The organism is Collinsella sp. AM23-17, from assembly GCF_003470945.1.
Lineage (GTDB): Bacteria > Actinomycetota > Coriobacteriia > Coriobacteriales > Coriobacteriaceae > Collinsella > Collinsella aerofaciens_O.
Map to the genome: position 1 here is coordinate 112,710 of NZ_QRHU01000001.1, position 11,098 is coordinate 123,807.

General features: G+C 58.6%; 11 protein-coding genes. 3 read left to right on the top strand and 8 right to left on the bottom strand.

All coding sequences use genetic code 11. The features are described from left to right. The first annotated feature begins 423 nt into the window (after positions 1-423). The gene (locus tag DW645_RS00490) at positions 424-1,026 is read left to right on the top strand and encodes a Type 1 glutamine amidotransferase-like domain-containing protein (protein WP_118225798.1); all 603 of its coding nucleotides are present in this window, start codon (positions 424-426) and stop codon (positions 1,024-1,026) included. Positions 1,027-1,141: 115 nt separating this feature from the next. On the opposite strand, the gene DW645_RS00495 is transcribed toward DW645_RS00490, so the two are convergent. The 3 genes from DW645_RS00495 to ftsH form a co-directional block, all read right to left on the bottom strand. Continuing rightward, entirely contained in the window at positions 1,142-1,372 is a 231-nt protein-coding gene (locus tag DW645_RS00495) for an IS3 family transposase (RefSeq protein WP_370448088.1), read from the bottom strand. Between the two features lie 207 nt (positions 1,373-1,579). Beyond that, complete coding sequence (locus tag DW645_RS00505) at positions 1,580-2,041, bottom strand: DUF523 domain-containing protein (RefSeq protein ID WP_117800959.1); 462 nt, start codon at positions 2,039-2,041, stop codon at positions 1,580-1,582. A gap of 81 nt (positions 2,042-2,122) precedes the next feature. Then, entirely contained in the window at positions 2,123-4,015 is a 1,893-nt protein-coding gene (ftsH, locus tag DW645_RS00510; RefSeq protein WP_192934481.1) for an ATP-dependent zinc metalloprotease FtsH, read from the bottom strand. Positions 4,016-4,107: 92 nt separating this feature from the next. Here ftsH and DW645_RS00515 point away from each other — a divergent pair, with 92 nt between their 5' ends. Further along, complete coding sequence (locus DW645_RS00515) at positions 4,108-4,593, top strand: cob(I)yrinic acid a,c-diamide adenosyltransferase (RefSeq protein ID WP_117639330.1); 486 nt, start codon at positions 4,108-4,110, stop codon at positions 4,591-4,593. An 86-nt stretch (positions 4,594-4,679) separates the two neighbouring features. Here the strand turns inward: DW645_RS00515 and DW645_RS00520 are convergent, their stop codons facing one another. The 4 genes from DW645_RS00520 to thyA all read right to left on the bottom strand — a co-directional run bounded on the left by DW645_RS00520 (position 4,680) and on the right by thyA (position 8,555). Next, complete coding sequence (locus DW645_RS00520) at positions 4,680-6,029, bottom strand: MATE family efflux transporter (protein WP_118225799.1); 1,350 nt, start codon at positions 6,027-6,029, stop codon at positions 4,680-4,682. A gap of 125 nt (positions 6,030-6,154) precedes the next feature. Continuing rightward, positions 6,155-7,069, bottom strand: coding sequence for an RNA methyltransferase (locus tag DW645_RS00525; protein WP_117798127.1), 915 nt, complete (start codon positions 7,067-7,069; stop codon positions 6,155-6,157). A 109-nt stretch (positions 7,070-7,178) separates the two neighbouring features. Then, positions 7,179-7,697, bottom strand: coding sequence for a dihydrofolate reductase (locus tag DW645_RS00530; protein WP_117639324.1), 519 nt, complete (start codon positions 7,695-7,697; stop codon positions 7,179-7,181). A 9-nt stretch (positions 7,698-7,706) separates the two neighbouring features. Next, a complete protein-coding gene (gene thyA / locus DW645_RS00535; protein ID WP_117629294.1) occupies positions 7,707-8,555 on the bottom strand; it encodes a thymidylate synthase in 849 nt (282 codons plus the stop codon). Positions 8,556-8,721: 166 nt separating this feature from the next. Here thyA and DW645_RS00540 point away from each other — a divergent pair, with 166 nt between their 5' ends. Beyond that, entirely contained in the window at positions 8,722-9,495 is a 774-nt protein-coding gene (locus DW645_RS00540) for a NifB/NifX family molybdenum-iron cluster-binding protein (RefSeq protein WP_118225800.1), read from the top strand. 120 nt (positions 9,496-9,615) lie between these two features. Here DW645_RS00540 and ffh read toward each other — a convergent pair whose 3' ends face one another. Next, positions 9,616-11,091, bottom strand: coding sequence for a signal recognition particle protein (ffh, locus tag DW645_RS00545; protein ID WP_117637757.1), 1,476 nt, complete (start codon positions 11,089-11,091; stop codon positions 9,616-9,618). Between the last annotated feature and the right edge of the window lie 7 nt (positions 11,092-11,098).

The window sequence follows — 11,098 nt, forward strand, 5'->3', positions numbered from 1 at the left end:
TACGAGAAAGGGTTCGGGTACGTTTTTTGTTTATCGGAAATTCTGCGGAAGGACTACTCGGAACGGTAAACAGGAACGAACAGAGGCAGGGCATCATCGTGGTGATGGTATCCTGCCTTTTGTTTTGCGGGATCAAGGTCGCTTTATGCGAACTTGATCGCCACTTATATGGGGCATTGATGGCAATTGCTTCGTACGTGCATACCGAGAGCCTGTACACCTCTGGCAAGGCGTAAAACACTAGACTTTATTCCAAAGTCCGTGTGCTAAGGGGGCAGGCCCCTTAGAATTCCTGTGGAGTGTGTACGCACGTACGCTGGAAAACGGCAAAATTTCGCTATATCAGGGCGTTCTATCATTGGAGAGTATGGTATACACGGCTTAGTTCAACAAATAAGAATTTATATATAAAGGAGAATATTGATGAAACTGTTTTTATGTTCTCACTTTTCAAGTGTAGGAAGTCTGATAAAGGAAGAAATTGAAAATAAAAAAGTCGCATTTATTCCAACAGCTTCGCTGCGTGAAGGCTACACCGGTTATGTCGGCTCGGCTCGAAAATTATTCAAAAAGTTGGGAGCAATCGTAACTGAAATTGATATTTCAACGGAGGCTTATTCAACGATACAGTCTCTTTTTGAAGATGCGGATGTGATCTATTTTACCGGCGGAAATTCTTTTTTCCTTATAGACCAGCTCCGTAAAACGGGAACGGATGAGCTGTTGAAGAAAGAATTGGCAAAGGGAAAACTGATGATTGGTGAATCGGCAGGTGCGATTGTATGCGCTCCAAGCATCCAATATATCGAGCAAATGGATGAAATGCCGGAGGACTACTCACAAGAAGATGATGCAGGGCTTAATTTGATTGATTTCTATGTTCTTCCGCATTATCTCACAGCACCATTTAAGAAAGTTACCGAGAAAATAATGGCTGAGTTTTCGGATTTGAATCTATGCCCAATTAACAACCGTCAGGGAATTGTAATTGATGGTGAAGGTTCAAAGGTAATTTGCAAAGACTAATTTGAAAATTCCAGTTAGCTGTACTCGTTCCTAGCAGGGTTTGGGGCAGGCACGCCCCAACAAGAAGCTGTCCCAAAGGGGCAAGAATGGGGACTGCGGATGATTTCATGGACCGTCACGCGGCCCTTCCCAGCGCGGAGCGGAACTCAGCCGGCGTGCGGCCACCGAGCGCATCGCTGCGCCTCTCCGTATTATATCGACCGATCCAGCCCCCGAGCTCCTCGATGAAGCGGGCGGGGGGGGTCCAGTCCGACCAGTCCCGGCCGTGCCAGAACTCCTTCTTGAGCAGGCCGAAGAAGCCCTCCATCGCCGCGTTGTCCGGGCTGCAGCCCTTTGCGGACTGGATTGGCTACACTGATGTGGACAGTTCCGGGAGGGGCGCAAGAGACGGGAAGGCCGCGTGCGCGTTCCTGCGCGAGGGCCGCGGGGAGGGGCTGCCTGGGTACGGCGCCTGTCAACTCGGTCTACGTCTTTGATGACCGGGTCGTACTCAATATCAACTTCACGGATGATGCCAAAACGGTCACCCGTGAGGAAGTGTTGGGTTCGAGTGCTATGGACAATGCTCCAGCATGCTGGGATCGAACTCGCTAGCCGGAATCACACGGTACCCGTGACGCAGCAACAGATCGACGAAAACGCCGTTGCCCGCTGTAAGGGTGCCGCTGAATGTTCCGTCGTAGATGCGGCCCGCGCCGCACGAGGGACTACGGTCCTGCAAGATGCACGCAGCGATCTCGGACGGGCCGCCAAAGTGCTCGCACATATCGAGCGCGCGTTGGGCACCATGGCGAAACTCGCGATCAACCGACACGCCCTCGCGGGTGCGAACCTCACAGCCCACGATCTCGGACGGGTCGCGCGGCGTGGGCAGACCGCCAAAAACCTCGGGGCATACGAGGAGCACCTCGGTCCCCGTACGCTCGCAAGCCTCGACCAACGCGCGGTGGTAATTGTCGAGCCCGTTATACTTGCAGCTCTCGCCCATCAAACAGGCGCTTACCACGATCTTCATTTCCATCCCTCTCAAGCAAAACGCCCCATTTGAGAAAGCTGCTCAAATGGGGCGTCGGCGTTTACTGGCTCGGCCGCGGCTTTACTGCTGCTTTGGCATCAGTGGATTCTCGCGCGTGAGGAGATTCATGAACTCCTCGCCCGTGATCGTCTCCTTCTTGTACAGATAACGAGCCAGCTCATGGAGCTTAAACTTGTTCTCCTTGAGGATCTGCAGGGCGCGGTCATGTGCGTCCTCGATCAGCTTGGCGACGATCGCGTCGACGCGCTCGGCCGTACCGGGGGCACAGGTGAGCGACGTGTCCTGGTTGAGGTAGGCATTCTGAACGGTACCGAGCGCCATCATGCCAAACTCTTCCGACATACCAAAGCGCGTCACCATGTTGCGGGCGAGCTTGGTGGCCTGCTCGATATCATTGGCCGCGCCAGTCGTCATCTCACCAAAGATGAGCTCCTCGGCAGCACGTCCGCCGCAGTAGACAGCGAGCTTGTCGAGCACCTCCTGGCGCGTGGTCAAGAAGCGCTCGTCCTCCTCGACCTGCATGGTGTAGCCCAGAGCACCGCTCGTACGCGGCACGATGGTGATCTTCGTAACCGGCGCAGAACCCTTCTGGCGGGCGGCAACGATGGCATGGCCGATCTCGTGATAGGACACGACCTGTTTCTCGTGATCGGACAGCACCGTGGACTTACGCTGCTGGCCGGCGATGACGACCTCCACCGACTCCTCGAAGTCGTCCTGGGTTGCACGCTTGCGACCCTCGCGAACGGCGCGCAGGGCGCCCTCGTTGATGATATTGGCCAGGTCGGCGCCCGAGGCTCCGGGCGTGGCGCGGGCAATCGCGGTCAGATCGATCGGCGGCTCGGTCTTCACACTCTTGGCGTGAAGCTCGAGGATGTTCTTGCGGCCGGTCAGGTCGGGCAGCTCAACGGGGATGCGGCGGTCAAAACGACCGGGGCGCAGCAGAGCGGGATCGAGGCTGTCAGGACGGTTGGTGGCAGCGAGGACGACGATACCCTTGTGGTTGTCGAAGCCATCCATCTCGGTCAGCAGCTGGTTGAGCGTTTGCTCACGCTCGTCGTTGCCGCTAAAGCCGCCACCGTCACGCTTTTTGCCGATGGTATCAATCTCATCGATAAATACGATACAGGGGGCCTTTTCCTTAGCCTGCTTAAACAGGTCGCGCACCTTGGCGGCGCCACGGCCGACGAACATCTCGACGAACTCAGAGCCCGAAATGCTAAAGAACGGTACGCCCGCCTCGCCGGCAACAGCCTTGGCAAGCAGGGTCTTACCAGTGCCAGGAGGGCCCACGAGAAGAGCACCGCGCGGAAGCTTGGCGCCGATTTCCTCATAGCGCTGCGGCTTCTCCAGAAAGTCGACGACCTCCTTCAGGGATTCCTTGGCCTCTTCCTGACCAGCAACATCCTTAAAGGTCACGCCAACATCCTTGGAGGCGATAACGCGCGCACCGGACTTACCCAGACCGCCGCCGCCAAAGCCGCCGCCACCAAAATTCATGGACGGGCCGTCATCGCCCATGGCCTTCTTCATACGGCGGTTGAGCCACCAGCCGATGAGGAAGAAAATCGCCATGGGAAGGACGAGCGTGAGCAAGTAGTAAGTCATCAGGCCCGAGTTCTTATCGGGAACCACCGACTCCAGCGAGGCGCCGGCCTCGAGCACGCGATCGGTAAAGCCCGTGTCACTCGGCACGCCGGTCGTCTTGTAGGCGATGTTCTCGTCCTCGCCCTTCTTGGTGTAATAAATCGAGTAATCGTCCGTGTTGTACTCGACCTTGTCGACACTCTTCTTATCGAGCGCTTTGACAAACGTCGAATAATCGGTCTTCGTAATCTGCTGCGTGTGACCGATGTTGGGGAACAGAACGGTCGAGAGCACGAGGTAGACGACGAAGGCGATGAGCACGTAGAGGATCATATTCCGTCTACGTTTGTTGTCATCCATCTCCATCTGCTTGAACTCCATCTACTGGGGTTGATAATGCTAACTAGAATACCCAACCCGGCCGGCGATAAACCGACGCCGGGCACGAAAGAATAGAGATGGCATCACTCGAAGTCGGCAAGGTTCAGATCTATACGGGCGACGGCAAGGGCAAGACGACGGCTGCGCTGGGGCTCGCGCTGCGCGCCACGGGCTATGGACTTAACGTGCTCATGCTTCAGTTTGCCAAGAAGCTGCACTGCGCCGAGCATGATGCGGCACCACGCCTAGGGCTACGAATTGTACAGGCCGACCGCGACACGCCCGAGGCTTGCGCCGCACAGATCATGGAGCTCGCACGCGAGCAGATCTCACAGGTCGACGTTCTGATTTTGGACGAACTCGGCGAGGCCATGCGCCGCGGCTTCGTGACGCGCGAGGATGTCGAGGAACTGATCGCGATGAAACCCGACACCACAGAGCTCATACTGACCGGCCGCGGCCTGCTGCCCATCGCGGACCTCGCCGACCTGGTCACCGAAATGCGCCTCGTCAAACACTACTTCGACGAAGGCCTCCTGGCCCGCCAAGGCATCGAATACTAATTGATCCGAAGGGGACGAAGGGAAACGGATCATCGACATCACGACGGAGAGCAATGAGCCGTTTTCCTCCGTCCCCCCAGGGATCATTAGGCAGTGGCGCGGCCTAGCCAGTTGCCGCTGTGGTGGTAGATGGTGAACATCGTGGCGGTTATTACCCAGGTTACGGGGTAGACCAGCAGCAGATGCTCGAGCGAGGGGTCGAGCGGCATAATCGCGAACACCCACGCCACGCGGAGCACGACCGTGCCGAATATCGTGAGCATCATAGGCTGGAAGCTCACGCCAGCGCCACGGATGGAGCCGGACGCGTTTTCGATAATCGAGAAGATCGCGTAGAACGGCGCGATGAAATGAAGAATCGTCGTGGTGTAGGCCGAAATTGCGACATCGTCGATAAACAGACGCGAAAGCGGGCCCGAGAATACCAGCAGCACGGCAGACAGGCCACCGATAAGCACAAACGACAGCACGAGCGACGTGTGGTATCCCTTTCGCATGCGATCGTAATTGCGCGCACCAAAGTTCTGCGCCGAGAACGTAGTAATCGACACACCAAGCGCCTCGGTCACCATCCAGATAATGCCGTCCAGGCGACCGGAAAGACCCCAAGCGGTCGTAACATCGGCTCCAAACGAGTTGACCGACACCTGAATCAAAACGTTGGAGATCGAATACGCCGCAGACTGAACGCCCAGCGGCAAACCGCACGAAAGCATGCTCTTGCAAATGCCGCGATCGATACCGAGTTTGGATAGCGACAACCGCCACGCCCCCGGAGCGCGCATCATGCGGATCACAATCATCGTGGCATTGGTGCAGATAGTCAGCGCCACCGCGATGCCGCAGCCCAGCGCTTCCATGTGCAGCACGGCGACAAAGAGAATGTCGAGCGCCACGTTGACGAAGCAGCCGGAGGCAATAATGACCGCCGGACCGCGCGTGTCGCCCACGGCGCGCAACAACGCCGTCCCCATATTGAGCAGCAGCGCCGCAAACATGGCGGCAAAGTAGCAACGGGCATACGCCACACCCTCGGCCAGCAGCTCATGCGGTGTATTCATCAGCACAAGCATCGGCTCGACAAACACCATGCCCAGAATGGAAATGACAATGCCGCCCACCAGCGCGAGCGTCATGGCCGTATGGACCGATCGGCTCAAGCGCTCGTCATCGTGCTGACCAAAAAACTGGCCGGTAATAACGGCACATCCAGCACCAACACCGACGCAAAAACCAATGCAGAGCTCCGTAAGCACCATCGTGGCCTGAATGCCACCCAGCGCGAGCTTGCCGCCAAACTGACCGACGATATAGGTACCGATAAGCGTGTATGCCTGCTGAAAGAACGAACTAAAGAAGATGGGGACGCACAGCGACAGCAGCTGCTGCCAAATAACGCCCTGCGTTACATCGATAGCCGTAGATTTCTTAGCCACACGCCCTCCCCACCAGCGTACGTCAAACAACAAAACGGCACTTTAAAACGAAAGCCAAAACCAGCTTAGCACCGACCGACGTCGGCCGAAACGTCCCGAACCAGAGCCCGGTGCGAAATATCTGCCTAGTGATACAGCCCCGGCTGGTAGTGGTACTCGTTGCTCACATGCGGGCACAGTTGCCAAAAGGCGACGGCACTCGCAGCGGCAACGTTGAGTGAATCGACCCCGTGCGCCATCGGAATGCGCGCGGCTCGGTCGCAGCCGGCAATGGTCTTGGTGCCCAAGCCGGCACCCTCGGTACCCATAAAGATCGCTAGGCGGTCAATCTCCTGCAGCACGGGATCGTCCAGCGACACCGAATCATCCGTCAACGCCATGGCGGCACACGAAAAGCCGGCATCGTGCAGCGCCGCCAGCCCATCATGCGGCCATACGCGCGCCTCGCTGCCAATGCGCGTCCAGGGCACCTGGAACACCGTGCCCATGCTCACGCGGGCCGAGCGACGGTACAGCGGGTCACAGCAAGTGGGGCTCACCAAAATGCCATCGACGTTCAGCGCAGCCGCCGAGCGGAAAATCGCGCCGACATTGGTGTGGTCGACAATGCCCTCGAGCACGCACACGCGCACCGGGCGCTCACCCGCCGCCTCGACGACGCCACTCAAGAACTCGGCTACCGGAATCTGGCGTGGACGACGGAATGCCGCGAGCGCACCGCGCGTCACGTTAAAACCCGTCAGCTGCTCCATGAGCTCCATGGAGGCAACGAACACAGGAACCGGACCCGCGCCCTCGCGCACAACCAGGCGCTCAAACAGCGGCATCATCTGATCGAGCCAGCGTTCGCCCAAAAGAAAGCTCACCGGCTCGTATCCGGCGCGAACCGCACGCTCGATGACCTTGGCGCTCTCGGCGATAAAAATGCCCTTCTGCGGCTCCAGCACGCAGCGAAGCTCACGCTCGGTCAGTCGCACGTAGGCATCGAGCCGCTCGTCCTCGAGCGAATCGATTCGCAGCACCTCAACGGCATCAGTCATAGCAGCCAGCCCGCACCCTTCTTTACAGCACATCTATACCAAACGAGGCGACGCTAAGCGCCGCCCCATGCATTCAATCAACCCGATGATACCGTTCACGCCAGGCGATTTATGCCTCAACGCGACGATACGTCACGAACTCATAATCGAGACCCTCGTCACCCTCGCCCGAGGCAATCGTGGCAACCCCGCCACGCCGCGCAATCTCCCACGCGGGATCGGCGTCCAAGTCGGGAAAGTACGTGTCCACGGGATGGACGCAGTGGTTATGCGTGACCTCGGCCTCCACGCAGCACGGCAAAAACTGACGATACACCTCGCCACCGCCGATCACCCACGCAACGGGCTCATCGGCAACCACGGCGAGCGCTTCGTCGACGCTATGCACCACGTCGACGCCCTCGGCAGCAAAGCTCTCGTCACGCGTGAGCACGATATTGCGGCGGTTCTTGAGCGGACGCCCACCGGGAAAACTCAGCAGGGTCTTGCGTCCCATAATAACCGGGCACCCTTTGGTGCACGCCACAAAATGGCGCATGTCGGCGCGATTGGACACCACCATGTCGCCCTCGCACCCAATGCCCCAGTCATCGCACACGGCGACAATGGCAGAAAGCTTACACGTCATGCGCGTCACCTACACCGCAATGGGGATGTTCTTGACCTGCGGGCCGTGCTCATAACCCTCGACGATCAGGTCGTCGGTCGTAAACGCATAGAAGTCATGCACATCGGGGTTAAGCGTTACCTTGGGCGCGGCAAACTGCGGACGCTCGATAAGCTCGCGGACGATATCGACATGACGGTCGTAAATGTGGGCATCGGCAATCACATGTAGCAGCTCGCCGGGAATCATATCGACCGATTGCGCGACCATCATCAGCAAGATGGCGTACTGGCACACATTCCAGTTGTTCGCGGCCAAAATGTCCTGGCTGCGCTGGTTGAGAATCATGTTGAGCGTCGGTTTGTCATCCTGCGGGCGCTGCGTCACGTTATACGTCACGCTGTAGGCGCACGGATACAGGTGCATCTCGGACAAATCGCTAAACACATAGGTATTCGTCATAATGCGGCGGCTGTACGGCGTGTTCTTAAGGTCGTACAGAACGCGGTCCATCTGGTCGAAATCGCCCTCGGCATAATGGCTCTTCTGCCCAATCTGATACCCGTAGGCCTTACCGATGGAGCCGGTCTCGTCAGCCCACTCATCCCAAATATGGCTGTTGAGGTCATGCACGTTATTGGACTTCTTTTGATAGATCCATAGGATCTCATCCATGGCAGATTTGAGGGCCGTACGACGCAGGGTAAGCGCCGGAAACTCCTCACGCAGGTCATAGCGTGCCGTAACGCCAAAGTTTTTAATGGTATAGGCAGGGGTGCCGTCCTCCCACACCGGACGGACCTTTTGGCCCTCGGTGGTGGTGCCATGGTCCAGAATATCGCGGCACATGGTTACAAACTGTTGATCAGCCTTGCTCATTGACCCTCCTGTCAGTCGCCTACAAGCGAGATTCATTGTAGCCCAGGCGCACGCGGCCCCACAGCCCAAACATAAGCCCTTGTTTTCTGACATATGCCAGAAATCTCTTGCGTAAATCTGCACGTTCGTTATTCTATTGTTGACATATGTCAGATAAGGAGCACGTATGGCAGGAAGACGCGAGAAATTGCGCCGTGTTGGGATCATCCCCGAATATCGCGGCTTTACCCCCGACGGCCTTGCCAGTGGAGACGCCATCGACATGACGGTCGACGAACTCGAGGTGCTGCGCCTGTGCGACCTGGAAGGCCTTAACCAAGAGGCAGTCGCACAGCAGATGGGCATCGCGCGCGCCACGGTGGCGGCTATTTGCAGCCGAGCGCATCGCAAGGTGGCAAACGCGTTGGTCAATGGTCGGGCGCTCATCATCGAAGGCGGCAATATCGCGTACTCCCCCATCACCACGACAACGGCCGCATGGCCAGCAAAGGGGGTCGGCACCATGAGGGTGGCAACCACGTACGACAATGGCAACATCTTTATGCACTTTGGCCGCAGCGAGCAGTTCAAGATCTACGACATTCAGGACGGCAAGGTGCTCAACGAGCAGGTCGTGGGCACCGGCGGCACCGGCCACGGCGCACTTGCGGGCCTGCTCGCCAACGGCGGCGTGGACACGCTCATCTGCGGCGGCATCGGCGGAGGCGCTATAAACGCGCTTGCCCAAGCCGGCATCACGGTATACGCAGGTGCCCAGGGCAGCTGCGACGCTTGCGTCGAGGCCCTTATCGCCGGCACGCTCGCACAGAACGGCGAGGCCACGTGCGGCTGCCACAGCCACGACCACGAGCACACCCATGAGCATGGCGGGTCCTGCGGCTGCCACGGCCACCACGGCCACCACGACCACGAAGGCCATGAGGGCTGCGGCTGCCACTAACGGCACGGCACCGCGAGCTCGGGACGCGAAGCCGAACGCAACCCAACAATCAAAGCCAACAACAAAGGCCACCCGGTAGCTTCCGAGTGGCCTTTGCCATATCAAGCTGGAATTACAGCTCTATTTCTTATTACGCATCTGCGCTTCCATCTGGCGCAGCAGCTCCATATCGGACTTGGGACCGCCCGTACCTAGGCCGCCCATGCCGCCCAGACCCATAGCGTCCAGGCCAGGGATATTGGGCATGCGCATCTTCTTGCCCTTCTTTCCCTTTTTGCCCTTTTTGCCGCCGGCCTGCGCCTGATTGGCCATCGTGCGCATGCGGCCCATCATCTTATTCATCTCGCCCCACTGCTTCATAAGGCTGTTGACCTCGGTGGGGGTTACGCCGGCACCCTTGGCAATGCGGGCGCGGCGCTGGCCGTTGATGATGGAGGGACGCAGGCGTTCCTCCTTGGTCATCGACATAATGATGGCCTCGTTCTTGTCGAAGATGCCCTCGTCCAGGTTGCCGCCCATCTGGTTGAGCGCGCGCTGGCCACCGGGGAGCATGCCGAGAATGCCCTTCATGCCGCCCATCTTCTTAACGGCTTTCATCTGGTCGAGCATGTCGTTCATGGTAAAGCCCTCGCGCAGCATGCGCTCGGCGGCCTCGAGCTGCTCGGCATCGGCGGCCTCCTGGGCCTTCTCGATGATGCCGACGACGTCGCCCATGCCCAAGATTCGCTTGGCCATACGGTCGGGGTAGAACGGCTCCAGCGAATCGGGCTTCTCGCCCATGCTCACGAACTTGATGGGCTTGCCGGTCACCTGGCGCACGGAAAGCGCGCCGCCACCACGGGCATCGCCGTCGAGCTTGGAGATGATCACGCCGTCAAAGTCGGTGCGCTCGGCGAAGGTCGAGACGACGTTGACGATATCCTGGCCGGTCATGGCATCGACGACCATCAGCACCTGATCGGGCTTGACGGCCTTCTTGATGTCCACGGCTTCCTGCATCATCTGCTCGTCGATCTGCAAACGACCGGCGGTATCGACGATGACCACGTCACGCAGGTGGTCGACGGCCTCCTGAATAGCGCCCTTGGCGATGTCGACCGGGTGTGCACCGTCGCCACGGAAGACCGGCACGCCGATCTCTCCGCCAAGCGTGGCTAGCTGGTCGGCTGCGGCGGGACGGTAGACGTCGCACGCGGCGAGCAGCGGCGAGCGGCCCTGCTTCTTGAGCAGGTAGGCCAGCTTTACGGCCGCCGTGGTCTTACCGGAGCCCTGCAGGCCCACGAGCATGATGACATTAGGAATGCGGTTACTAAAAACGAGCTTGCTCTCGGTGGAGCCGAGCATCTCGGTGAGCTCGTCGAGCACGATCTTGACGACGTTTTGCGCCGGCGACAGCGACTCCATGACCTCGGCGGTCATGCAGCGCTCCTTGGTCTTGGCGACAAACTCCTTGACGACCTTGAAGTTGACGTCGGCCTCGAGCAGCGCCATGCGGATGTCGCGCATGGCCGAAGTAATATCGGCCTCGGTCAGCTTACCCTTGCCGCGTAGGCGGTCAAATGTGTCGTTGAGGCGATCGCTCAGGGAATCAAACACTGGTTAC

Bases quoted from the DNA above. Each gene is read 5' to 3' on its own strand.
- DW645_RS00525 (WP_117798127.1), bottom strand. From the start codon at position 7,069: ATGACTGATGCCGTTGAGGTGCTGCGAATCGATTCGCTCGAGGACGAG.
- DW645_RS00515 (WP_117639330.1), top strand. From the start codon at position 4,108: ATGGCATCACTCGAAGTCGGCAAGGTTCAGATCTATACGGGCGACGGC.
- thyA (WP_117629294.1), bottom strand. From the start codon at position 8,555: ATGAGCAAGGCTGATCAACAGTTTGTAACCATGTGCCGCGATATTCTG.
- DW645_RS00540 (WP_118225800.1), top strand. From the start codon at position 8,722: ATGGCAGGAAGACGCGAGAAATTGCGCCGTGTTGGGATCATCCCCGAA.
- DW645_RS00530 (WP_117639324.1), bottom strand. From the start codon at position 7,697: ATGACGTGTAAGCTTTCTGCCATTGTCGCCGTGTGCGATGACTGGGGC.
- DW645_RS00490 (WP_118225798.1), top strand. From the start codon at position 424: ATGAAACTGTTTTTATGTTCTCACTTTTCAAGTGTAGGAAGTCTGATA.
- ftsH (WP_192934481.1), bottom strand. From the start codon at position 4,015: ATGGAGATGGATGACAACAAACGTAGACGGAATATGATCCTCTACGTG.
- DW645_RS00505 (WP_117800959.1), bottom strand. From the start codon at position 2,041: ATGAAGATCGTGGTAAGCGCCTGTTTGATGGGCGAGAGCTGCAAGTAT.